The 24740-nt window shown below is 61.9% G+C and carries 22 protein-coding genes and 1 pseudogene; 9 read left to right on the top strand and 14 right to left on the bottom strand.

The genetic code is table 11. From position 1 onward, the window contains the following. Positions 1–40 precede the first annotated feature (40 nt). The 7 genes from ASE48_RS08040 (at position 41) to ASE48_RS08065 (ending at position 7265) form a co-directional block, all read left to right on the top strand. Positions 41–874 carry a class I SAM-dependent methyltransferase gene (locus ASE48_RS08040; RefSeq protein ID WP_057166536.1) on the top strand — a complete coding sequence of 278 codons (834 nt, stop codon included), beginning with the start codon at positions 41–43 and terminating at the stop codon, positions 872–874. 94 nt (positions 875–968) lie between these two features. Next, positions 969–1955 (top strand): glycosyltransferase family 2 protein, encoded by a 987-nt coding sequence (locus ASE48_RS32115; RefSeq protein ID WP_162264199.1) that lies wholly within the window; start codon positions 969–971, stop codon positions 1953–1955. A gap of 40 nt (positions 1956–1995) precedes the next feature. After that, positions 1996–3027: a glycosyltransferase gene (locus ASE48_RS08045; RefSeq protein ID WP_057166537.1), complete on the top strand. Its 1032-nt coding sequence runs from the start codon at positions 1996–1998 to the stop codon at positions 3025–3027. A gap of 68 nt (positions 3028–3095) precedes the next feature. Then, complete coding sequence (locus ASE48_RS08050; protein WP_057166538.1) at positions 3096–3623, top strand: hypothetical protein; 528 nt, start codon at positions 3096–3098, stop codon at positions 3621–3623. Further along, positions 3620–4549, top strand: coding sequence for an HTTM domain-containing protein (locus tag ASE48_RS08055; protein ID WP_156409103.1), 930 nt, complete (start codon positions 3620–3622; stop codon positions 4547–4549). The genes ASE48_RS08050 and ASE48_RS08055 overlap by 4 nt, the downstream gene beginning before the upstream one ends. A 19-nt stretch (positions 4550–4568) precedes the next feature. Beyond that, a complete protein-coding gene (locus tag ASE48_RS08060; protein WP_156409104.1) occupies positions 4569–5792 on the top strand; it encodes an O-antigen ligase family protein in 1224 nt (407 codons plus the stop codon). 117 nt (positions 5793–5909) lie between these two features. Further along, positions 5910–7265 (top strand): IS256 family transposase, encoded by a 1356-nt coding sequence (locus ASE48_RS08065; RefSeq protein WP_057166541.1) that lies wholly within the window; start codon positions 5910–5912, stop codon positions 7263–7265. Positions 7266–7363: 98 nt separating this feature from the next. Here ASE48_RS08065 and ASE48_RS08070 read toward each other — a convergent pair whose 3' ends face one another. From ASE48_RS08070 to ASE48_RS08120, 12 genes and pseudogenes are all read right to left on the bottom strand, one after another. Beyond that, entirely contained in the window at positions 7364–8863 is a 1500-nt protein-coding gene (locus ASE48_RS08070) for a lipopolysaccharide biosynthesis protein (protein WP_162264200.1), read from the bottom strand. Between the two features lie 10 nt (positions 8864–8873). Continuing rightward, a complete protein-coding gene (locus ASE48_RS08075; RefSeq protein ID WP_057166543.1) occupies positions 8874–10367 on the bottom strand; it encodes a polysaccharide biosynthesis tyrosine autokinase in 1494 nt (497 codons plus the stop codon). A gap of 70 nt (positions 10368–10437) precedes the next feature. After that, positions 10438–12279, bottom strand: a complete 1842-nt coding sequence (locus tag ASE48_RS08080; protein ID WP_082614057.1) for a DUF4012 domain-containing protein — start codon at positions 12277–12279, stop codon at positions 10438–10440. A 79-nt stretch (positions 12280–12358) separates the two neighbouring features. Then, positions 12359–12751: a hypothetical protein gene (locus ASE48_RS08085; RefSeq protein WP_156409105.1), complete on the bottom strand. Its 393-nt coding sequence runs from the start codon at positions 12749–12751 to the stop codon at positions 12359–12361. Between the two features lie 862 nt (positions 12752–13613). Beyond that, on the bottom strand, positions 13614–13937 hold the full coding sequence (locus tag ASE48_RS08090; protein WP_156409106.1) for a hypothetical protein: 324 nt from the start codon (positions 13935–13937) through the stop codon (positions 13614–13616). Between the two features lie 619 nt (positions 13938–14556). Beyond that, the gene (locus ASE48_RS08095; protein ID WP_057166546.1) at positions 14557–15477 is read right to left on the bottom strand and encodes an endonuclease/exonuclease/phosphatase family protein; all 921 of its coding nucleotides are present in this window, start codon (positions 15475–15477) and stop codon (positions 14557–14559) included. 49 nt (positions 15478–15526) lie between these two features. After that, positions 15527–16411 carry a cyclopropane mycolic acid synthase family methyltransferase gene (locus ASE48_RS08100; protein WP_057166547.1) on the bottom strand — a complete coding sequence of 295 codons (885 nt, stop codon included), beginning with the start codon at positions 16409–16411 and terminating at the stop codon, positions 15527–15529. A gap of 875 nt (positions 16412–17286) precedes the next feature. Continuing rightward, positions 17287–18093, bottom strand: a complete 807-nt coding sequence (locus tag ASE48_RS08105; RefSeq protein WP_082614058.1) for an FkbM family methyltransferase — start codon at positions 18091–18093, stop codon at positions 17287–17289. Positions 18094–18319: 226 nt separating this feature from the next. Further along, a pseudogene (locus ASE48_RS32120) lies at positions 18320–18592 on the bottom strand (class I SAM-dependent methyltransferase); the annotation flags it as partial. Between the two features lie 22 nt (positions 18593–18614). Then, on the bottom strand, positions 18615–19511 hold the full coding sequence (locus tag ASE48_RS08110) for an alpha/beta fold hydrolase (RefSeq protein WP_057166549.1): 897 nt from the start codon (positions 19509–19511) through the stop codon (positions 18615–18617). Continuing rightward, a complete protein-coding gene (locus ASE48_RS08115) occupies positions 19508–20860 on the bottom strand; it encodes an ABC1 kinase family protein (RefSeq protein WP_057166550.1) in 1353 nt (450 codons plus the stop codon). The genes ASE48_RS08110 and ASE48_RS08115 overlap by 4 nt, the downstream gene beginning before the upstream one ends. 55 nt (positions 20861–20915) lie before the next feature. Next, the gene (locus tag ASE48_RS08120) at positions 20916–21905 is read right to left on the bottom strand and encodes an oxygenase MpaB family protein (protein ID WP_057166551.1); all 990 of its coding nucleotides are present in this window, start codon (positions 21903–21905) and stop codon (positions 20916–20918) included. Positions 21906–21982: 77 nt separating this feature from the next. Between ASE48_RS08120 and ASE48_RS08125 the strand changes: the two genes are divergently transcribed. Both ASE48_RS08125 and ASE48_RS08130 read left to right on the top strand, forming a co-directional pair. Continuing rightward, entirely contained in the window at positions 21983–22576 is a 594-nt protein-coding gene (locus ASE48_RS08125; protein WP_057166552.1) for a TetR/AcrR family transcriptional regulator, read from the top strand. 120 nt (positions 22577–22696) lie between these two features. Continuing rightward, entirely contained in the window at positions 22697–23545 is an 849-nt protein-coding gene (locus tag ASE48_RS08130) for a hypothetical protein (RefSeq protein WP_057166553.1), read from the top strand. A gap of 72 nt (positions 23546–23617) precedes the next feature. Here ASE48_RS08130 and ASE48_RS08135 read toward each other — a convergent pair whose 3' ends face one another. Beyond that, positions 23618–24220: a DinB family protein gene (locus ASE48_RS08135; RefSeq protein WP_057166554.1), complete on the bottom strand. Its 603-nt coding sequence runs from the start codon at positions 24218–24220 to the stop codon at positions 23618–23620. A gap of 1 nt (position 24221) precedes the next feature. After that, positions 24222–24737, bottom strand: coding sequence for a DinB family protein (locus ASE48_RS08140; RefSeq protein WP_057166555.1), 516 nt, complete (start codon positions 24735–24737; stop codon positions 24222–24224). Positions 24738–24740: the final 3 nt, after the last annotated feature.

Genomic DNA, 24740 nt, shown 5'->3' on the forward strand with positions numbered 1-24740 from the left:
AACAGCGGATTTCGTCCAGCGGCACATCGGGAGCAAGTTGATGAGCAGCAGTAAGTACTCAGTCTATCGACGCTTCGGCCGGCGACTGGTTGGTGGATGGCTCGCGCCCGAGGTTCTAGAAGTCCTTGCGGTGCTTGATAACGCCCAAGCGGCGCGGGGAGTTCGAGGGTCGGTGGCAGAGATCGGAGTGCATCACGGAAAACTCCTGATCGCGCTGGACTTGCTACGCAACGACGGCGAGACATCGGTAGCCATCGATCTGTTCGATGACCAGACGCAGAATGTGGACAAGTCCGGCAAGGGTGACCTATCTGTCTTCCGGAGAAATCTGGCACGTTGGTCGAAAGTTGACTCCCTGGCAGTTCACGCTGGCGACTCCACGAAGCTGTCTTCTCAAGCTCTTTCGGAGCTCGCGAACGGGAAGATTCGGCTGTTTAGTGTTGATGGCGGTCACGATGAGCCAGTGGTGTTCAGCGATCTGCAACTCGCTGAGACCGTACTTGTGCCAGGCGGAATCATCGTTGCTGACGACGTATTCCATCAGGAATGGCCAGGGGTGATGACGGGCCTCATCCGATACCTCAACCAGGATCCGAGACTCGTGCCCTTCGCGATCGGCTTTAACAAGGTTTTCCTCACCACGCCAGAGTCTGTCGAGGATTACCGAGCAGCGGTCGATTTCGCATTCTCCGACCGGTACCTGACGTCTGTGAAAGCATCAGAGTTCTTCGGCAACCCTGTGTCGGTGGTGGCGAGGGTAAGGCGCACGCCCAGACTGATCCTCCGTCGGAACAAGACTCTGAGGCGCGCCTATGGGCGCATACGGGACCTGCGAGACTCAGAGGCCAACACGCTTGCCGCACAGCGAGTATGAGCGAGGTCAAATTCGCAATGCTTGGGTTGGCTGGATCCGGCGATTTTCAGGCTCAACTGGCGTATCCACGGTACGAGAAGTCGGGGAGACAGGTATGAAACACGAATCGATCCCGAAAGCCCGCTGCGAAGTCTTTCCGAAGATCTCTGTCGTGATACCAACAATTGGTCGACCAGAGCTGATTCGAGCCCTGCGGAGTGTGCGAGCTCAAAGTTCCGTGGGCACGATCGAGATCATTGTGGTGAATGACGCTCCACCGGGCATCGAGCTCAGTGCTGAGGTTTTCGACCTCGCAGATCACGTACTTCGAACCCCGGGCAAGGTAGGCGGTTCACGGGCACGAAATCTTGGCATCAAGTCGGCCACAGGTACGTATGTTGCGTTGCTTGACGACGATGACGAGTGGCTGCCGCGCAAGCTCTCGTTGCAAGTCGCCTTGTTGCAGTCGTTGGTCGATCCAGCACGGGCTGTGGTCGCGGGGCGACAGCTATATGTGAATCCGAGCACCGGCGAGGTGTCTGATCCCGGTCCGAGGAGATTGATAGCCCCGGGAGAGAAGGTCGAGCACTACCTGTTCCGTCGTCGACCGCCGAGCCTGGCCAGGCCGAGCATGTATACATCGTCGTTGCTCTGCTCGAGGCAGCTCGCGGTGAAGGTTCCCTGGGATGAGTCGCTGCCTCGCCACCAAGATTGGGACTGGCTGATTCGGCTGGGTCGCATTCCAGGCTCGTCGTTTGCGCAGACTGCGGAACCCGTTGTGCGGATCCAGCTTGGTTCCGCTCTATCGATTTCGGCGGGAACTGATTGGCGGAGCTCGTTGGATTGGGCGGACCGTGCACTTCGACGTGACCCCAAGGTGTATGTCGATTTTCTCGCCGGTCAGGCTCTCCGGTACGCGCTGACTGCGAGGTCGGGGGAAGGCGTTCGGAAGATCACTGCCTCGATACTGAAAACGGGACGCTTGCCGGCTGTCGGCCCCACTGTCGTGGGTGCCGCCGGTGTCCTGCCGCGAAAGACATTTGAACGAGCCATTGTGGCGTCGGGCGGGGGACGGCGGACCGGGCAACCGGTGCCAATGTGATGCGTGTTCGCTTTTTGATTCCCACTGATGTTGCGCAGCTGTGAATCTCGACATAAAGATGGCATCGAAGTTTGTCGTACTTGAGGCAACGGCACCACCGAAGGCAACCACCGAGTACGTGGATCAGGTTGTGCGGTACGCCGACCCAGCAATGAACTTCAGGTACCTGAACCCCCGCACCGCGGTGCTGCGCGCCGATGTCTTCCATGTTCATTGGCCGGAACTCATTGTCCGCGGGGGCGGCCGAATCGAAACCTACGCGCGCTGTCTCGGTCTGCAGGTTGTACTGGCGCTCATGCGTCGGCGCGGCACCGCGATCGTCCGTACCCTTCACAATATTGAGCCCCACGAATCTGGCGATGCGATCGAGCGTTGGGCTCTTGCCAGGTTGGATGCGCGGACCGATCTGTACGTCCGCATCAATTCGGCGACCCCGTTACCGGCTGACCAGGGTCCGTTGATACCGCACGGTCACTATCGGGAAGCGTACGAGAAGTACTCCAAGCCTCCTTCAATTTCTGGACGAATTCTCTTCGCGGGTCTCATCCGCCCATATAAAGGTGTCGAGGCGCTGATCGCGGCGTTCCGTCGGACCACGTCGCCGTCGGTGACATTGCGGATTGTGGGAAAGCCGACGCCTGAGTTGGAGAAGGAAGTAACTGAAGCAGCCACTGCTGACTCGCGGATATCAATCAAGTTTGGCTATGTGCCTGATCAGGAGTTCGTGGAAGAAGTGTCTCGTGCCGAGCTGGTCTGCCTGCCGTACGACAACATTCACAATTCCGGAGCGCTACTGGCGGCACTTTCGCTGAACCGTCCGACGCTCGTGCGTGATACACCGACGACACGCGCCCTGGCAGAGGAAGTGGGTCCCGGTTGGGTGCATCTGTTCACTGGTGAGCTGACATCGACTGACCTTGAACTTGTCTTGCGCGCGGTGCGAACAAAGAAGCCGGTTGAGGGCCCGCGTCTGCAGAACCGAGACTGGAGCTTTATCGGTGAGGCGTATGGAGCCGCATTTCGCGAGGCGAAGCGACGCGTCGATGAGAGGAGACGACGTGCGTACGCATAGCGCGTGTGGATCTTCAAATCGACTGTGGATTATCAACCAACCTGAGGTATCGCTGCGAAAGCTGGTTGATGGCAGTGGAAATCAGTAACATATCATCGGCGGAACCCCGTTTCATTTCGAAAGCCAAGTACATGCGGGTCTGGATCGTTGTCGGGCTGTGGACCTTTCTGGTCGTGCAATTTGCGGTCGACACGGTATCGACGTTGGTCAGTAGCGAGCCCTTTCCGACCATTACCATGCCGGCTTTCAGTGCTGAGAGAATTGACCGCGATGGGACTGCCCGCATAACGACCAGAACCATCGCGGTGATCGGCAGCGACGGGTCTGTCCATCAGGTCGAGGCAGCCGACCTTCTCTCACCGCTCTACTCCGTGCCGGCTGGATTGACCTTGGACCGTCTTCTGAAACCGACCCAAGGTGTGGCGCCTGGCCTGTCGGATGAGGCCCTCAACTGGTTACGCAATCGGACTGAGCAACTTGCGGTTACGGATCAGCCCGTTGGCCTACGCGTCGAATGGTTGCCCGGGATTCTTGACCTTCGTTCCTCCAAGACTACCGTCGCCGCGGATCCGAGCATTCGCGAGGTGCGTTGGTGACGCCGCTACTCGACCGCTCGAACTCAGGCGTCGAATGGATCAGCGACCGATACCGTCCGGCGGACCGACCGTTGGCAATTTTGCGCGTCCTCTTCGCAATCTATGTGCTGATCTGGCCAAGGGACATCTCTTGGATAAGCAGCATGTCGGCGCTAGCCTACGCACCGCCGCCCGGACCCTTTGCGCTAATCTCCGGACCCGCACCGGGCAGCGTCATCATCGCGCTCGAGATATTGCGGGCAATTCTTGCTGTGTGTGTACTGGTGGGCTGGAACACACGGGCAACATCAGGTCTGCTATCACTCGTGCTCGTAGTTTGCAGCGGTCTCGCCTACTCGTACGGCAAGGTCGACCACGTGATTCTGTACGAGCTGGCTCCGTTGATGCTGGGACTCGCAGGCTGGGGCTCCACCTGGTCAGTGGATAGCTGGCGGTGCAAGGCTGGCCAGACCAATGGCTACGCAATGTTCCTCTACGGAACGATGATTGCCTTTGGAATGCTCACCGCGGCAGTCGCCAAATCTGCCACTGGATGGCTCGACCCGGCCCGTCAGGCCACCCGATTCTTTGTCGTTGAGGCTACTCTGGGACCGCGATCGGGTCCGCTTGCAGACTCGTTGCTGAAGATTGACAACGTCGTCTTCTGGAAATTCCTCGACTACACAACTTTGTTAGTCGAGGGAGGCCTCGTGCTGGCCGTACTCGTCCCTGTAGTCTTCCGCGCTGGCTTGTTAATCATGGGACTGTTTCATGTGGGAGTGTGGGCGCTGCTGGGAATCGACTTTCACCAGTACGTTTTCGTGTACATGGGATTCTTCCTGCTTCCCGCGGCTGCCTGGATCCAACAGGCTGCGGAAGTGCGCACCTGGGTGCAGGATGCGTGGAAGACGGTGATTAGAAAGAAGAGATCGATTGGCCGGCACTGAGGGTGAGAGACCCGGGAGTTTGACCGAACCTGGAGTTCAAACCCGAGAATTGGGCGAGCGCCGCCAGGCTGGAGCGGTGGTGGGTTCCGTCGCGATCGTGGTCTCCCTGGTCGTATACGCGCGCCCTCAAGAAGTCTCTGGCCAAGTCATACTGATCGTCGGCTCAACTTTGGTGCTGCTGTCTCTATGGCGAGGTCTCACTCATCCGCGCCCGTTGCTCATTCCGTGGGTCTTCGTCGGTTTCGCGTTTATATCTGCGTTGTGGAGCGACCACAGCTGGACAGTGTTGACGCGTGCGGCGGCTCTGGCTGTGCCGTTGATACTCGCCGGAATTATTGCTAGCAATGTCCCATTCGAGCGGTTTCTTGTAATTGCAGACAGAACCCTGAAGACGATCGTCGTAGTCAGTCTGGCCACAGCCCTGCTCGTTCCTACGATTGCCTTGACGCAGAGCGCGGTTCTCTACGGAACGCTACGCGGAGTCTTTGTCCACCGGAACCATATGGGCTACGTGATTATCCTGGCGGTGATTGTGTTGTTGGCGCTCAACTGGAACCTCCGGAAGGTGCGGTTCAGGACGTTTGCCTGGATGGCGGTCTATGTTTTGGCGCTTATCTGGACTGGCTCTGCCGGTGCTGTGGTGCTCGTACTGACGAGCATCTGCCTATACGGGCTGGTGCGCTGGTTGGCTAGTGTTAGGTCGGCTGATCGCGGGCTGCTTCTTGTTAGCGCGACTTGCCTGGCCGCGTTCGCGGCTCTCGTTGCCGTACCGCTAGTTCCGAATATTCTTGGACTTCTCGGTCGGGATTTGACGTTCACGAACCGAGTTGGGATCTGGCGGGGAGCGATTCAAGCATGGCAGGAGCATTTCTGGCTCGGATACGGGTGGGGCTCCATTCTAGGTTCGGAAGATGACGCTGCCAGTGTGATCAGTCGATCGTCGGGATGGATGGTGACCAGTACGCACAACGGCTATCTATCGACGGCACTTCAAGTGGGTGCGTTGGGCTTATCTGTGGCGGTGCTGTTCCTTGCAGTGGTCTTGGTGAGAACACTAAAGATGGTTGTTGTATCTCCAGGGCCCCAAGCTATTTGGGCGCTTCAGGTTGTCGTTGTTCTCATTATCGGAGACTTCACTGAAACCCGTGCGTTCGCAAATATCGGTTGGTTCTTGTTGTGCTTGGTGGCCTGCTATGGAGCTCAGAGCATGGCTAGAAGCGACCGATTTGGTGGTTCCTGGTAGTGAGCGCCGGGTCGTTAGGGCTCGGACGGGCCTACTTGGCAATTTCGGACTTCTAGCGGAATCGTCGGGCGTGTCAAATGGTCTGTGTAAGTCCTGTTAACGGAAGGATCGCAGGACGTGGCGACAGGCAAGGACGTGAATTCATCGCTGGTTGAGGCGGGGTCCACAGTGGAAATGGCCGAGGCGCTTCGGGCCTCAGGTGCTGTTGATGATCTGCTGGCTCAGGTCGACACCGGCGAGGTGGCCCTGACCGGTGAAGGAGGGCTGCTACCCGGGTTGATCAAGCTCGCCCTGGAGCGCGGATTGGCCGCCGAGCTCACCGAGCACCTGGGCTTTGAGAAAGGCGATCCCATCGGGCGGGCGATGCCCAACGCCCGTAACGGCAGCTCACCCAAGACGGTGCAGTCTGAAGCCGGGCCGGTGCCACTGGAGGTGCCACGAGACCGCGACGGCTCGTTCAGCCCGACGCTGGTTCCAAAGGGCACCCGCCGGATCGGCGGGCTCGATGACATGATCATCTCCCTCTACGCCGGTGGAATGACGTTGCGGGACATCCAATTTCATCTCGCCTCTACGATCGGCACCGAGGTGTCACATGAGACGATGTCCAAGATCATCGACGAGATCTCTGATGAGGTGCTCAGCTGGCAGCGCCGGCCGCTGGAACCGCTATACCCGGTGATCTACCTCGACGCGATGATTGTGAAGGTCAAAGACGGCGGCCACACCCGCAACAAGGCCGCCCATATCGCCGTGGGCGTGGATATGGACGGCGTCAAGCATGTCCTGGGGATCTGGGTCCAGCCCAACGAGGGAGCGTCGTTCTGGGCGTCGGTGTGCGCGGATCTAGCCAATCGCGGCATCAAGGATGTGCTCATCGTGTGCTGCGACGGGCTGACCGGGTTCCCGGAGGCGATCGCGGCGACCTGGTCGCAAGCGGCGGTGCAGACGTGTGTGGTGCATCTGATCCGCAACGCCTTGCGGTTCGTGTCCTACGGCGACCGCAAGGCCGTGGCCGCAGCACTCAAGTCGATCTACACCGCGCCCAGTGCCGATGCCGCCCACGCCGAATTGCAGGCGTTCACGACCTCGGAGTTGGGGAAGAAGAACCCCACGGTGACAAAGGCTTTCGAACGGGCCTGGGAGCAGTTCATCCCGTTCCTGGCGTTCCCGCCGGAGTTGCGTCGGGTGATCTACACGACCAACTCGATCGAATCGCTGAACTACCAGATGCGCAAGGTCATCAAGAACCGCGGTCAGTTCCCCAACGACGCCTCCGTCGTGAAACTGCTGTGGCTGGCGATCTGCAACATCGAGGACAAACGGGCCGCTGAACGGGCCAAAGAACGCGGCAAGAAGCTCTGCCGAACAGCGCCCGGGCGCCTCGTGGAAGGGCAGGTCGTCACCAACTGGAAGAAGGCACTCGAACAACTCAGCCTGGTCTACCCAGACCGTATCGAGCGGTATCTGTAACTACAGCAACAGCAACAGCAACAGCAACTCAGGAAATATCAGATGGGCGACTTACACAGAAAACTTGACAGGCTCGCGGAATCGTCAGCGACAAAGCGCTACCGGGACCCAACAGCCCCGCGGATCTTGGCCGACATCAATGCCCAGAACTGCCCGACAATTGCGTAATCCTGCCGGACTGAGGGTATTAGCCATACCGCGAGCACGATGATCGCCAGCATCAGGGCCATCCCGAGCGTCATGGAACCGAAAGAGCTCTCAAAAGGGCGCACGATGGTGACCAACCATGCGCCGACACCTGCCCACAGATTGACGGCGACCATTCGGCTGGCATTTACAATTAGGTGGACGACGCGGATCGACGATGCCCGCGAGAGCGCGATGAGCGCAATAGGCCAGCCCAGCCCTGCGCCCACCGCGTACCCCCAGGCGACAGCGTCGACGTTGAACTGCGCGCCGACTATGACAGAAATGATCAGGAGCGGGCGGCTTACCAGGGCTTGAATGAGCTGAACGCGCGTTAACCCGAGCGCCATGAACGCCCAGTCCAGTGGGTACGTCAACGTCTGAAAGATTCCGGCCACGGCCAAGATCCGGAGAATAGGGACACTCTCGACCCAGTTGGCGCCGAGCACGATCATTACGATTGGCTCGGTCAAACTGGCGAGCGCTACAAGAATGAAGAGCATGAATGCAAGCAGTGCCGTCTGCGCGCGAGCCAGATAGTCGTTCATGCGGTTGGCGTCGCTTTGTAGCTTGGCGAGCACGGGAACCGCGACGCGGATCATGCCGTTGGCCAGTTGAATCACGGGGACGGCCATCAGTTGGAAGGCTCGGTTGTAGTAGCCCAAAGCCGTCGGACCGAAGTTGAGACCCACCGCGACTGTGTCGACATTGGCGCTGACGTAGGTCAGCGTCTGTACAGCCATCACGCGCCACCCGAAGATCACGAAGTGTTTTGTTCCCTGGTGACGGTAGAACCCGCTTGGTAACCACCTCGATACCAACACCAGTATGGTGACCACTACTGCCGGATGCACCACGACCTGGATGACAATGGACCAGTAGGATAAGCCGTTCATCGCGGCGATGATCCCAGCGGACACGCTGATTATCTGTCCCGCGGTTTCGGCCAGAGCCAAGGCTCCGAAGGACAGCGAGCGCTGCAGACTGGCGCGATACTGCGACCCAATTCCATTGATCACGAATGTGATTGCGATGACCTGCGTAATGGGTACTAGTCGTGGATCGTTGTACAAGTCGGCGATCGGCCATGCGAGGCCGAATACTGCAGCTCCGATGGCGGCGCCGAACGCGGTGTTCAACCAAAACAGGTTGCTTCGTTGCTTCGTAGAAAACGTGGGCGCTTGGACGGCGGCGTAACTCAGACCGAAGTCCCTCAAGATGTCGCCCACACTGACTACTGCGACAACCATCGCCACCAGTCCGAAGTCGATCGGCGAGAGAATTCGTGCCAGTACGACCAGCCCGACCGCTTGGACCAGGATCCGGATCACCAACCCGGCAGCGGTGATACTCGCGCCACGTGCAGCGCTTCTGCCCAGATTCTGAGGTGGTGCCTCAGGCGATTCGTTCACTCGAGCTGCGTTATTCGGCAGGCTTTTCGCGTGCTAGGTCCGGTGCTTTCGACCTAGTCGTGGTGGCCGCTGGATCAGCTTTTACTGGTGGAAGAGAAGGCAGCGCCGACTGCTCCGGAGTGTTGTTGGCTTCGATCTGATTGGGCTGGTCAGAACCGTAATAGCCGGAATACCCATAGTAACCCGACGAGTTGCGGGTCGTCGGTCGCTGTGTAATGACGGTGCCTAGGAGCGGCGCTTCTACATCATTCAACGCATCGACGGCCTGCTGGAGTTGTTCAAAACTGGTACGGCCGTAGCGGACTACGATCAGTACCCCGTCCGCTGCGGCTCCGAGAATCGCTGCATCTGTTACCGCAAGGAGCGGTGTCGAATCGATGATCACGTAGTCGAATTTCGTGCGCAGCTCTTCGAGGAGTTTTTTGGCGGCCTGAGAGCCCAGGAGCTCGCTGGGATTCGGCGGGATGGCGCCCGCAGTCAGAACCGTCAAGTTGGGAAAACGGGTGTTCTGAAGCGACTCAGACAGGGACGATCGGCTACTGAGAACCGTGCTGAACCCGACCTGACCCACAAGATCGAGCTTGGTGTGCACAGTAGGGCGGCGAAGGTCACCATCGACTAGTACGACGCTGTGGTCTGCCTCAGCTAACGCGAGTGCGATGTTCAGCGAGGTAGTCGACTTACCCTCGCCAGGAAGAGAACTGGTGACGGTTATGACACGCGGAGGATTATCGACCGATAGAAACTGTAGGTTGGTGCGCAATTTTCGGAATGATTCGGCTACGTGCGACATGTCGCCCTCGAAGGAAATGGTGGGCTGCTCCCGGAGCTCTTTCGAGAGGGGGATTGTGCCGACGATTCCTTTACCAGTGATCCTGTCGACCTCCTCGCGATCCTTGACCGAGTTGTCAAGAATGTCGTGAAGTACCGCGGTGCCAATGCCCAAGCCAATACCGAGGAGTAACCCTAGGCCAAGGTTACGGAGCGTATTGGGGATGACAGGTTCCTGTGGAATTGATGCCCTCTGCTCGACGACCACACGCGAATCGGGTCGGGACCCGTCTTCCGGGGCCTCCAACTGGTGGATCATGACTACGAACTCGTCAGACAGAGCGTTGGCGACGTCTCGTGCCCGCACTGGCGATTCATCGAGAACCTCGACAGTGATCAGAACCGTGCCGGCCTTGGCCTTCGCAGTGACGTTCGCTTGTAGATCTTTGGCTGTGGTGTCGAGCCCGAGTTTGTCGATTGTTCGCTGGGCGAGTGTTTCGCCCATTAGCAGGTCGGTATAAGACACGACCCGTTCCTGCGAGAATCGGCTGCCCTGGTAGGCGTCCGAAAGTGTCGATCCCGACGACGTTGACACGAAGAGTCGTGTTGCGGCTTGGTACTTCGACGGTGTGAGCGCTGTGATCACGGCAGCTACGGCTACCGCAAGAACGATGACTCCGCAGACGATGATCCACTGTTTACGTAGGAGCTTCAGAGAACTCGCCAGCGTCATTGCCTCGCCACCTTTGGTATGTGCCGCAGTTGTCTCGTCGAGTCGCTCGCCTCGTTGGTCCCCGTGATCACTAGGAGCACGTGGGTACCGCGACCTTAGGGGCAACCGTATCTACCAGCGGTTGAACAGGTACTCGTGCCGCGCCGGGAGCGATCGGCTCGGACAGCCGAAAGCTCAGTTCCCCCGAAGTGCCCGGTGGGATTACTACCTGAATTTCGAACGTGGGGTGGTTTCGCTCCGTGCCGACGAAGACCTGTGTGCGTTGTCCATTGGCCAGCGCGCTCTCGAGAGTCGCACCTTGCGTGCCCAGCAGTCGCACGGAAGTCAACATCGATCCGCTAGGCACATCGATCGGTAGATCCCGATTCACCCCGTTGGCGCTCGCAACATAATCCGGCAGTGCTCCGGGCGGCGCGGTGTTCTTCAATCTGACGGTCACCGTCGAGTTTCTGGTCTCACCATCACATCCGTCGGCTACGTACTCGATCTCGCGCTCCAGGTAGTAGTCCATCTTGTTGCCACCGAGATTGTTGACCACCACCGCGGCGTAGGGTGCGGGATCGTCGGGGATGATGTGGGCGAGAGGAGTCTGTTCCAGCATCGCCTGTTCGGCCGGCAGCGCACTCCAGATGGCGATCCGGCGCTCGCCTACGGCGTGGCCGAGCGCCTCCAACAGCGCCCGGGGCGAACCAGTCGAGGTGGTCACCTTCTTGACGACTTCTGCGGCGATATCCTGGAGATATTGTTTGCGCGCTGGTTGATCGGTGGGAAACCGTGTGTATGCGGTGGACTCGGTCAGCTCAACTACATTGTCGTTGGTCACCCGTTCACCGTCGGGCATGGTGATTGGACCCACTGCACCCAGAATGTCGCTGAGGGCCAACGGATCCAGAGCGATCACGCCGTCGACGTTGATCCCGGTCTGCTGCGCCCACATGGACCTCCAGATTTGGGCGGCATAGGGGAAGTGCGCGCTCATATTGCTGTTCCGAAAATCGCTGAACGGGTTGGTGTAGCCGTAATTCTCCTCGAACTCGGTTCCCAGATCAATTGGCGCAGAGGGCCTGCCGAGCTCGGTGTTGGCACCAAGAGTGTCCACCGTGGCGGTGCCGTTGTCGAAGCGGAGCACTCCGAACCCGCCGAGAAGCCCACCCGTTCCGCGGGCCTCGGCGTTGGTCTGGAATGCCATGAAATAGCTGCGAGGTCCGTCGGCACCCATCATGCTCGGTGCGAGGCGGGCCGCCAGTCCAGTGTTCTCAAGAAGGCCGGAGAGGTCGGCGGTCTGCTGCTGAAGCTGTGTTCGAGCATCGCCGAGCACCGAGACGTACCGCGGATCCGATATCGCCTGCGCATCGGCATTGAGTCGAGTTGCTGCGCTGGAGATTTCGGTCAGCTTCGGCTCCTCGGAGCGAAGCAGTCGCACATCGACCTTGCTGCCATCCACCAACCGGTCCGGCGACAGCGCTGTGCCGGCCTCGGCCGCAGGCTTTAGGACGTCGGTCGCCAGGCCGAGAACGACATCCGAGATCTGCTGACCGGTCTCGAACGGACTGCCCAACCACGGGACTACCGACGCGACATTCCACGGCAGCGAGTGCGTCGCCTCGCGCGCCTTTTGGGCGTGGAACTGTGCTTGATCGGCAAAGCGCGTAGCGTCTTCGGATTCTCCCTGTTGGAGAGCAGCTTTGGCGAGCTGCGCGTTCTCCCGCGCGTGCTCGAGGCTGGATTTCGCGTCAAATCCGCGGACGGCCAACCAACCACCGAATGCAGCGGCAGCCAGTACCAGCACCGAGGAGCCAATCACTAACTCGCGCCGATGACGCCTGACGTTCGAGCTCAGCGATGAGCGTCGACCGTCGGCGTCGTTTGGTAGAGCAGTGCTTTCCTCGCCGTTTGGTTGTGATTTCTGCACTCAGCAGGCTTTCCGCACCCGGTGCAGGCAGGGTTCCCATGACTGCACCGTCGACATCACAATCGGTACCGCATACAACCTAGTTGCAGCCTCGTCCGAATGCCACGGTCGTGGTGCCGTACGGGCCGACCTTCACTGAACCGCCCAACAGGCAGACCTCGAAGTTGAGGTTCTGGGTGAACCAGCCGTAGGCGGGCTTGAGGAATCCGGGGACCAGGCTCATCGGGGTGAACACCAACACCTCGGACCGCGCCGGCGGGTTCGGGTTGGCCTTGCCGATCCACCACAGATCGTTTTGGAAGACGCTCTGGATGATCCCTCCGGGACCGTTGGCCGACTGGAGTGCGGCCGCCGTGGGCAGCTTCGACGCCGGCGCGCATGGAGTCGTAGCGGTCGGTTCGCACTCCGCTGACCCGATCTTGGAACCGAGAGAACTGATGGCTATCGAATTATCTGCATTCGCCACTGTCACGGGAGAAAGAGTTGCTGCGGCGGCCATCGCGCCTGTGGCGATACCAACACTTATCTTGCGAGCGATCGCTGACATTTTTCCCCTTAGTACGACCTGAAGTTGCGAGAAGCATCGCATGCTGTGACGACGCTGTCAATAACATCGCCGCAGCTAGAAAGGCATGTTGGTGCCGTCATTTCGGTAACTTCGTGTTCACGTACGGGCAACGGATTCACGCAAATGTCGCGGCCGAGATCGATGCGAACCAAAGTGTCGGCGGCGCTGGTAGGTAGCGTTTGCCAGAGTTTGCTGGAGGGCGACATGAGTTCGCGGAGTGGATAGCTGCGTTAGTAGCTGTAACTGTTCGACGTCGCGCAACACGCGCATGAGTTTGTCCCATCATGCGAGGTGGTGACGCCCATAGTCGCTCTGGGGCGATCGCTCGGGTCGCCAGCCCAAAATTAGCGTCCAGTCTCGCGACGGTCCACGGAGCTGTGGCGATATTGACGTTGCTGTAGATTGACCGGCGCGAACGTCATTGATCGGAAAGTGCGCTGCCAGGGTGCATTCCGCAACGTGTGGCGAGGGTTGCGGCGAGTTCCCATGAGCACGGCGTAGATTCAGCACGTGTCTAGCGAGAGATGTCAGTGCGGCCATGACCGAGCCGCGCACGAGCACTATCGCCCGGGAACCGATTGCGCACTGTGCGCGCCAGGGGAGTGCGGCGCATACGCGGGGCCGCGCGCATCATGGTGGCGGGCTTTGATCTCAGGCTGGAGTAAGCCGCGCAATACCGAGGGCTGACTGCAGCCGTTCGGCGGGATTGAGTCCAGGGATAGGACAACAGGTTTGGCGGGCTGGCGCCCGCCAACGGGACCGGCGCCTAGTTGCAGCCGCGGCCGACAGAGAGTTTCGTGGTGGCGTAGGGCCCAAGGGTTGCCGTCAGGCCGAAGATGCACAGCTCGACATCCCACTTGGCGGTGAACCAGCTGAAGGCCGGCTTGAGGAACCCGGGAACCAGGCTCAGTGGGGTGAACTCAAGAATGGTGGACCGAGGGTGGTCATTCGCGGGGCCCAGCCACCAGAATTCGTTCTGGATGAGGCTGTCGGGGAAGGTCGGATCGGCGGCCGCCACTGCAGCGGCCGTGGGTAGTCCGATCGGATCGCAGGACGTGGTCGCAGTGGGCTCGCACTGGGCGGACCCCACGCGCGAACCCAGTGTGCCGGCGCTCGCAATGGTGGTGTCCGCATTGGCGGTGGTAACCGGCGAAAGAGTTGCTGCACCACACAAGAGTCCTGCAGCTATACCGGAATTGATTTTCAGAGCGATGGCCGACATTGTTCCCCCTGTATGCACCGAAAGATGGGAAGAGCATTACAGGCTGTGCGTCCGCTGTCAACGCATTTGTGCTGTACAGGGCGATATTCTTAGAGTTGCCGCGGCTTGTTGATATGCGTCGCCAGCACACTGTTGGCGGCACAATTGCAACCTCGAAAGTGTTTCGATTCGCTGTAAACGACGCCGCGTGACGTGTTTGCCACACGCCTGCAGATGTTCGCTGGGGATCAGCTCGGCTTCGATGGGCGATCAGAACTTTGCCGGAATTGACGCATTTGACTATTGATGCAGGTACGAAGATTGCATTGCGACTGGATGGCTCCGCCAGAACCGGCCATCAGCAACCTGGCGCGAAAGGCCGAGGCGCTGGAAGTGTTGTGGTCAACCCGCTACGCGAGCGCATATTGACGTTGCTGTAGATACTTGCGCTTGCCTGTTCCGGCACGGGGCGCCGACTACCCCTGTAGGCCAACCACATTCGCTGAACTCAGTGCAGCACCACAGTCGCGGCCAACGCGAGGTGGTCGGACCCGGCCACCGACACCGTCTGCAGCGACGTCACGGTCGCGTCGCGCGTCATGACGTGATCGACCGCCAACAGCGGCGGGATGATCTCGTTGCTCGGGTGGGTGCGGGTCAGCCCGGCCCCGGCCTGCGCGGCGCCGTCGCGGTAGCCGTCCTGCAGGAGTTGGCGGAACTCACGGACATCAGGCGTGGCATTGAGATCGCCACCGACGATGACCGGGCCACCGGGTGGGAACCTGCGCAGTGCCGTTCCCAGCCGGGCGATGTCGTTGCGCCAGGACGCGAAAGCCGAACGAGGCGGCGGCATATGCGTAGAAACCACCGTCGTCTCGAAGTCGGTGTCGGGTACCTGGACCCGTGCGTGGATCAACCCCCGGCTGAAACTCTCGTCGCTTCCGGAGCTGACAATCGGATACCGGCTCCACAGGCCGACGCCCGCGGCCCGCTCCCGGGGGCGCAGCGCGGAGTAGGGAAACTCCCTCGCCAAAGAGGGGGACAGCGTCGCGGAGAGTTCGGGAGTGAGCTCCTGGACGGCCAGGACGTCGGCGTGCTCGGAGGCCAGCCGCACGACCGCCTCGGGATCGGCCTCGCCGAGCAGCAGGTTGGCCGAGACGAACCGCAGCGTCGTCCCGGAATCGGGATCGGGACTGCCGATGTACCAGGGCAACTGGATCGCCAGGACCGCGACGGTCAGGACCGCCGCGATCGACACCAGCGTCCAATGCCGCGACAGTGCGAACACCAGCACGGCCAGTGGCGCACCGAGCATGAGATAGGGCGACAGTGCGGCCACCACCAACAACGCGCGGTTGGTGGCCGGCACGTACCGCGCCATCAGGGCACTGGCCGCGAGCAGGAGCAGCAGCAAGCCGACGATGCGCATCAGCGCATTTCACAACGAATGCGAATGCCGCTGCCGCGCAACGGAAAAGCTACGGCTTGGCGTAGGTGACCAGGCTGACATCGATCGACTCGTCGACGAAGTAGTACTGGCAGCCGGTCAGGTAACGCATGTAGTCGTTGTAGTGCTGCTCGCCGGCGGCGGCGATCGCCTGGTCCTTGTTGTGCTCCAGGCGGGCGGCCCAGATGCCGAGGGTCTTGATGTAGTGGTTGCGCAGCGAGATCACCTCGGGAACGGTGAAGCCGGCCTTGACCCCGTGATCCACCATCATCTGGGTGCTGGGGATGCGTCCGCCGGGGAAGATCGTGTCGATCATGAACTTGGCGAACCGTGCCAGCTCGAAAGTCAGTTTCTTCCCGCGGGCCGCCATCTCGTTGGGGTGGTAGCCACAGCTGCTCTGAATGGTCATCCGGCCGCCGGACGGCAGGCTGTTGAAGCAGGTCTCGAAGAAGGCGTCGTAGCGCTCGAAGCCGAAGTGTTCGAACGCCTCGATGGAGACGATCGCGTCGACGGAGCCTACGAACTGCTCCCAGCCCTCCAGACGCACGTCGAACTTGCGGTCGGTGTCGATCTTGCTCAGGAGCTGCTCGCAGTACGCCTGCTGGTTCTTGCTCAGCGTCAATCCGATGACGTTGACGTCGTACTTCTCCATCGCGCGCTGCAAGGTGAGTCCCCAGCCGCAGCCGACTTCCAGCAGCGTCATGCCGGGCTTGAGGTTCAGCTGGTCGAGGTGCTGGTCGACGTTGGCGACCTGAGCCTCGGACAGCGTCACGTTGGGCCCGGTGAAGTAGGCGCAGCTGTACTTGCGGGTCGGATCCTGGAACACGCCGAAGAAGTCGTCCGACAAATCGTAATGAGCCTGGATGTCCTCGAAGTGAGGCCGCATATCCGCAGTGCTGGTTGAGTTGTCAGACATGAAAGCGATTGCCCTTCTCGATGGTGCACTGCGGCGTCCACCGGGTTCGGGTGTCCACTCGGTGGAGACCCTACCCGCAGTGAGCCAGGTCACTCGGGACGCCTACAGCGTGTCCTTAGTCCAGCGCAGGCCGTTGTCTTGACCATGCGCACTACAGATTGTGCGTTGTCTCTTCAATTACTTAGCTCTGTGAACTGATCGACGTCGATGCAGCCCCCGAAGCCCGTTGCCAGGCTTCGCCCTTCAAAGACTGTAGCGCTTCTGTCCGCCAGCACCGTCACTGTTGCCGACCGATCCGTGACCTGGCTTTACTGGATATGGAAAGAACCTGTTTTCCTGGTGCGTGAATGTTGGCAAACGTTCCTCCTCAGCGGTCGAAAAGCCGTGTGCTGCCGAGGTGGCGGCTAACCGGCCGACCGTATGGCCGCTGGCAAATGTTCATTCTCTTTCGCCTTGACGAATGTCGAAGATCGCATGCGTCCTTCACCGTGTGGTCATTGCCGTCGGTTCTCGGTTACCCCCGTTGGGCGCACCTCGGAATAGAATGTTGCCAGCAGCAGGCGGCTGAACAGCCCAAACCGGAGTGTCACCGAATAGCGAAAACTGCCACTCGCCGAACGGGAAACGCATCGCGGACGACGTCAAGGCACGGTCGTCGCGTCCTGTACGAATGGGTCCGTGCGCTGCGACGGCAAATGCGTACGCAAATCGTCGGGAGCGACACAAGTGCAAAGTCCAACTATTGCGGACTGCGGGCTCGACACATCTGAAAGCCCGTCGGTGCGGTGAAACAGGTCGGTCGGCAGCCGGGGCCTGGGCGAGCGAGACCGTCCCCGACGTGACAGTGCTGAGCCTGCACCATCACCCGGGGCGGTTCAGCCCCATCGGCGACCGGGAATGCGGACGTAGACCAGATTCTTGCCTGACAGCAGCAGCTGGAACGGCAGCCGGCCCATCGTCTGTTGGAGATTACGGCTGGTATTGCGGTCCGGGAACTTCCAGTCGTGCGGTTCGACGATGATGACGCTCGCTTGTTCCGCCCATTCGGTGTGGGACGCGAACAAGTCGTTCTCGAAACCCTCGATGTCGATCTTGGCGATGAACAGCTCGTGGCCGGGCCGCACCGCGAGGATCTGATTGACCGTCACGACGGGCACACCGCCGTCGGGGGCTCGCGTGGTGGTGCAGGCGATGGTGCCGGCGGGCTTGTCCAATGACACGCTGCCAGGTGTGCTGCCGATCGCCGCATTGACGACGTGCACGGGATAACCCTCGTTGTTCAACCGGCAGATCCGGGCGTTGTCGGGATCTGGTTCCACCGCAACGATATCGGCCTGCGAATACTCGCGAGCGAACCATCGGGCCGAGGCACCGTTGTTGGCACCCAGGTCGAGAATCAGTGGACGACGGCCGCGCCGGATGATGTCCCGATAGGCGTCGTCGATCTGCGTCTGCTGCGGGAAGCGGCTCAGATCGTATTGCTGCCAACTGAACACCTGGCTGACCACGGCGGCGTCGGTGGACCGCGGTCGCAGCGTCAGCGCGCCGACATCCTTGATGTGTACCTGAAACTCGGACTTGGCTCGCCGGTGGAGGTGACGCGTCTGGTAGGGCAGCCCCAGTGCCAGCAGATCCTTGACGTGCCAGATGGCCTTTTTTCGCAGATGCGTCATGGCTGCCATCGGCTGTCTCCCCTGAGCGAAAACGATGTGCCTGCAACGGTAGCGGGCACGGCCTCACCGCGTAGTGGTTGGAGTTGGTCGCGTCGACAATGCCCGCACCGCGTCCTTCGGCAGGCGCGGGGCAGGGGCGAATCACGAGGGAAGCCAGAAACGGCTCATTCGTAGCCGATATCAACCGGTCGTCAGAAGTTCGCTGGCTGGGTGCACGATTCGACTGATGCCTGAGTTAACCAGAAGGTGCGGTCTTAGGATGCCCTATGTCAGTTCGGTTGTCGGGCAGGGGGATCGACTCTTTCGTCATCGTGAACTGGTTGACGTCGATGTAGCCCACCCGGAAGCCGTTGGCGCAACCGGTCAGATAGTGCATGTAGCGCTCGTACACCTCTTCGGATTGCACGGCGATCGCCTCGTCCTTGTGGGATTCCAGGGCCTGCGCCCTAAGGTCCAGCGTGCGCGCATAGGGGAACCGCAGGGACTGGCGCCGCGTAATGGTGAAGCCGTCGAGCCGTACGCGGCCGGGGTCAGGCCGAGAAGTTCGACTTCAGCTCGCCGACGATGTCGTCCCAGAGCGGTTCGGGCAGCTCATGGCCCATTCCGTCGAACAGCACCAGCCTCGCTCCGGGGATGGCCCGGGCGATCGAGCGGCCGCCGGAAGGGCGCATGAGCTTGTCTGCCTTGCCGTGGATGACCACGGTCGGCGCGGTGGTCTGACGGTTGTAGTGCAGCAGGCTGCCGCTGCCCAGGATGGCGGCGAACTGCCGGCCGACCCCGGCCGGGTAGTAGGACCGCTCGTAGCTCTCCAACGCGTCGGCGTACGCCTTGTCCTCGGCGACCGGGAACCCCGGGCTGCCGATGGTCCGTGTCACCCGGATCGAGTTCGCGATCACCCCCTCGCGGGTGGTGTCGGCGGGCTTCTGCAACAGCGTCAGCAGCTGCTTGGGCCCCGGCGGTGGCAACAACGCGCGATTGTTGCTGGAGAAGATCACCCCGAGAGAACGGGTGCGGACGGCATGGCGGGCGGCGAACACCTGGGCGATCATGCCGCCCATCGAGCCCCCGACCACATGGGCGCGGTCGATGCCCAGATGATCGAGCAGCGCGGCGGCGTCATCGGCCATGTCTTCTAACGTGTAGGCGGCCGGGCTCTTGACACCGACCAGCGAGCGCGCCATCCGCGGGACCAGCGGAGCGCCGCTGCGCGCGCCGGGCAGCTTCGAGGACAATCCGACGTCGCGGTTGTCATAGCGGATGACGCGCAGGCCCTGGTTGACCAGTTTCTCGCAGAACTCCTTGCGCCACAACAGGAGTTGCGCGCCCAGGCCCATGATCAGCAGGACGGCCGGATCATCCTCGTCGCCGAAATCCTCGTAGACGATGTCCAGATCGCCGGACTTGGCGGTGCCGGTGCGGACCTTCACTCCTGGCCCGCCTTGTGTTCCCGGCTGACTTCCACCATGAAGTTGGCGAAGTACCCGGTGAGTTGTGGGTCGCTCATCATCTGCCAGCGCGGGGCCAGCAGCTTCATGTACCGCTCGACGTAGAGGAACTGCTTGCCGATCAGCACCAGCTCGCGGGGCAGTTTGACGTCGTAGGCATCGGCCAGCGTGGAGAGCTGCTTGCCGATGTCGGCATAGCTCATCTCGCCCAGCGACGACACGGTCAGCGGGGTGGTGAACTTCTCCAGATCCTTGGCGGCCTGGGCCTCGGGCTTCACCGTCCCCACCGCGCCCATCATCACCACGATCTTCCCGGCCGCCGCATGGTCCTTCTTGACCAGCAGCGCGTGCACGAGTTCACGCAGCAGCCAACGGGTCCGCGGATCGATGCGGCCCATGATGCCGAAGTCGAAGAACACGATCTTGCCGTCGTCGTCGACGTACAGGTTGCCGGCGTGCAGGTCGCCGTGGAACAGGCCGTGGCGCAGCCCGCCCTCGAACACACTGAACAGCAAGGCCTTCACCAGTTGCTCGCCGTCGAAGCCCTTCTTGCGGATGGCGGCGACATCGTCGACCCGCACCCCCTGGATGCGCTCCATCGTCAGTACGCGCTCGCTGGTGAGGTCCCAATACACCTGGGGCACACGGATATCGGCGCCGAGAGGAGAGGCGTGCATATGGGCCACCCAGGCGTCCATGGACTGGGCCTCCAGCCGGAAGTCCAGTTCCTCGGCCAAGTTATCGGCGAAGTCGGCGACCACATCCTGGGCGGAGAGGCGCTGTCCGAGCTTCGCGAACTCGACCAGACGCGCGCCGCGCTTGAGGATCTGCAGATCCGCGGCCACCCGTCGACGGATGCCCGGCCGCTGGATCTTGACCACGACCTCCTCGCCCGAATGCAGTGTCGCGTAGTGCACCTGGGCGATCGAGGCCGATGCGAAAGGCTTCTCGTCGAACGACTTGAACAGGTTCTGCGGTGTGTCGCCGAGGTCCTCTTTGAAGAGTTTGTGCACCTCCTGCAGGTCGGCCGGCGGTACCCGGTCCAGCAAGCTGCGGAACTCCCGGCTCAGCGGCTCACCGAAGGCGCCCGGACTGGACGCGATGATCTGCCCGAACTTGACGTAGGTGGGGCCCAGATCGGCGAAGGTCTGCGGGATCTGCTTGGCGATCTTCTGCTGCAGTGAACCCTTGCCCATGAGATTTGCGGCCACTCGGGCACCGGTGCGGGTGATCTGCCAGCCCGTCGCGCCGACGCGGGCGGCCTCGACCGGCAACGGCACCCGATCCAGCCTGGCGGGCTCGCGGTGCTTGGTTTTCGGCGAAGAACTCATCCCTGCAGTGTCTCAAAACCCGCGGTAGCACCCAAGAATGTGTCAGGGGTCACACTCATGCGAAGCTGTGCTCGACCGCGTCGCGGCTCAGTTGCGGGTCGCTACCCAGCACGTATTCCGGTTCGGTGTGGTCGCAGGTGGTGCCGTCGGCCACCCGGGCCTGGGCCTGGCGGAACTCGGGCGTGGGTCCCGCGGCGGTGTGCAGGCCGTTGATGATCGACCAGACCGTCGCCCGCCGGGCCGCCCGCTCGACGGGATTGGGGTCGGTATGGCCGATCAGCTGTTTGGCCCATTTGGGCATGGTGTCGCGGATGGCCCAGTCCACCGCGGCCTGCGGCATCGGCAGGTTGGAGCCGGTGGCCATCGCCGCGCCGTGGGTCAGTGCCAGGCGCGGCAGATAGGAGTGCAGGCACTCCAGCGTCTCGGCCTTGGTGGTGGGCAGATCGGTCCCGCCCAGGGCGTGCCCGACGCGGATGAACTCGCCGTAGTAGCGGTCGAGCTTCTTGCCGCGCAGCGGGTTCGGGTGATAGATCTCGTGCGCCGTCGCCAGCCCCCAGACCACGGTGGCGTAGTTCCAGCGCAGCCAATCGGGATCGTCGGCGTCATACACCGCGCCGTCGGGGCGGGTGCCCTTGATGGTGTGGTGCATGGAGCGCACGATCTTGGCCATCCGCTCGGCGGTCTCGGTGTTGCCGTAGGCGGTACCGATGAAGAACGCGATGGAATGCCCGAGTCGCACCGCGGCGCCCTTCGGGTCGATGACCGGGACTGCATTGCCCTGGTCATCGCGTTTGACCAGGCGTGAGTGGTGCATGCCCATCCAGTAGATCGACGGGTCGAGGCGCTCGATGTAGGCGGCGCACTGCAGCCCGAAGATCAGCGCCTCGGTATGGGAATGGACGTGCCAGACGGCGCTGCCGGGCCCGAACCAGCCCGGATCGCCCGTCGGTTCGGCGAACTCCATGCCGCGGAAGTAGTGCTTGCGAATGTCCTTGTCGAACTTGCGCTGCAGCATCTGCTCAAGAACCTGGTGCGGCATGTCCACGCCGAAACCCCTTTCTGGTCACGTCTGTAGCCAGACTACCTTTTGGATACGGGTGTGACCAGACGTAGGCTGCCTGGATGTCCACTCCGACCCGCTGGGCGGGCGTGCCGCTGGATGACCGTCGCGCCGAGCGTCGTGGGCTGCTGATCGACGCCGCATATGCATTGTTCGGCGACGGCGGTGAGGCCGCGCTGACGGTGCGTTCGGTCTGCCGCGCCTGCGGACTGAACACCCGGTATTTCTACGAGAGCTTCGCCGACACCGACGAGCTGCTGGGTGCGATGTTCGACAAGGTGTCCGCGGAACTCGCAGCCGCGGTGGACGTGGCGATCGCGGCGGTGGGGGAGTCACCGGCCGAACGCACCCGCGCCGGGATGGCCGCGGTGCTCGGCTTCAGCTCCGCCGACCCGCGACGCGGGCGCGTGCTGTTCACCGATGCCCGCGCGAACCCGGTGCTGACCGCCCGCCGGGCGGCAATGCAGGATCAGCTGCTCGCCGCGGTGCTGGAAGAGGGTTCACGACTGCACCCCGGCTCGAATCCGGTCGCGACCCGCATCGGCGCCGCGATGTACACCGGGGCGATGGCGGAGCTGGCCCAGCAATGGCTCTCCGGCACTCTCGGCGACGACCTCGACGTCGTGGTGGATTCCGCGCTGGCCTTCTTCCGCTGACCCCCTCTTTGCTGCGGCGAAACTCGCGTACCCGTCGTCAACTGACCCTTCGAACTACGGGTACGCGAGTTTCGCCAACTTGAGGGGATCCGCAGACGACGCTGTTGCGTCCAACAAGACATGGCCATTCCCATCCGCGGCGCCGATGCGCTGGCAGACGGATCGCTGACTGTGGGGCAACTGCGTCACCGCTTCGCCCCGGTGTTCCGCGGGATCTACCTTCCGAAGGGCCACCGGCCGACCCTGCTCGACAGGATTGTTGCTGCCAGGCTGGCCGTGCCGCACGCCGTGATCGCGGGCACCGCGGCATCGGCGCTGCACGGGGCGAAGTGGGTGGATGACGACGTGACCATCGACCTGATCGGACGTTGCCGGCCGCAGCCCGGGCTGAAGGGGCGGGAGGAAACACTGCGCGTGGGTGAGGCGATGACTGTGCGCGGAATCCCGGTGACTACCCCCGCCCGCACAGCATTCGATCTCGGCCGGCGACTCACCCGGATCCCGGCCATCAAGCGGATGGACGCGCTGATGAATGCGTCACCGTTTGCGGTCGAAGACGTCCTGCTGTTGACCAAGGTGCACCCGCGTGCGCGCGGTCTGGTCAACCTTCGAGAAGCTCTGCCTCATGTCGATGGAGGCGCTGAGTCTCCCCAGGAGAGCTGGCTGCGCATGCTTTTCGTCGACGCCGGATTGCCCAGGCCGACAACGCAGTTCGTCGTGTGCGCGGCCGACGGGCGGTACATCAAGCGGCTCGACATGGTCTGGGAGGAATACAAAGTCGGCGCCGAGTACGACGGGGAACAGCATCTGACCGACCGCACGGTGTATGCCCGCGATGTGTGGGTCGGTCGGGAACTGCAGAGGATGCGATGGCACCTCATGAGAGCGGTCAAGGAAGACCGCGGCGACGATCTCGTCGCGCACGCCCGCGCGGTGTTGCTCGCCCGCGGATGGGATGGCCGTCCGTAGCGGCGAAACTCGCGTACCCGTTGCTCCGCATGCCGCGACAGCGACAGGTACGCGAGTTTCGCCCCAAAAAGTCTAGGAAACGGCCTCCTTGCCCCACGGCGTCAGCCACTCCGTCGCCGGCCAGTCCTCGATACCGGCCAGCAGTTCGTACAGCGTCGCGCCGTCGATGCTCTCCCGGATGATGTCGCCCTGACCGGCGTGCCGGGCCAGCTCCTCGATCATGTGGAAGATCACCCAGCGCACCGACCACGCCGCCACGTCCTTCGGGAACCACGGCACATGCTGCGGAATCGGCACGGCCGCAGACAGATCCGAGGTCTCGATGAGCCGGATGGTCTCGGCGTTCTGCGCCTCGAACTTCTCCAGGATCTGCGCCAGCGTCTCGTCCTTACGCATCACGAACTCGTCCTGATAGTCGGCGGCCTGCTCCTCCATAGGACGCTTGTCGCCCTCGGTCATGTCCGGCGCAGCCGCGACCCGCTCCATCCAGCCGGCCTGACAATTGGTGACGTGCTTGATCAGACCGCCGATCGATAACGAGCTGACCGACGGCGCCGAGCGCGCCTGCTCATCGGTGAGCCCGAACGCGATCGCGTGAAAGGCGTACTGCTGGGCGGCGACGTATTCCTTGAGGCCGGCGCGCTCATCAGCGATCGGAGGGGGCATTGCGGACATATCAGTTCTCCTTCATGTGGGTGTAGAGATCTCGGAGCAAAGCGATTTCGGCGCCGTGGTGGATGACCTCACGGTTGATGTGGAGCACCAGCACGGACATCGGTTCGTCGGCGTACGGGCCCTCGGCCGGTCCGCACGGGCGGTTCAGATCGTCGTCGGACAGCGCACGCACCCCTGCCGTCCACCGCCGGTATTCGGTGTCCAGCTGTGCCAGTGCGGTCGCGGCGTCGGTGGCATAGGGCCAGCTCTCGTAGTCCGCGGCCGGGCCGCCGAAATGCGAGTGGTTGCGCATTGCGAAGACGCCGATGATCACGTGGGCCAGTCGCCAGGCGATGGTGGTGAACGGCGTGGGCTCCGGCTCGGGGTAGACGAAGTCGACGCCACCGTCGGGGTGCACGGTCCAGCAGTCCGGCACCGGCTGCCAGAAGTACTCGTCATCGGTGAGGCCGTCCAGCCGGGGCCGCAGCTGGTGGGACCAGTGGAATTCCAGTTGGTCGGCGAGTAGGTCGGTGTTCATGGC

The organism is Mycobacterium sp. Root265 (assembly GCF_001428895.1).
GTDB lineage: Bacteria > Actinomycetota > Actinomycetes > Mycobacteriales > Mycobacteriaceae > Mycobacterium.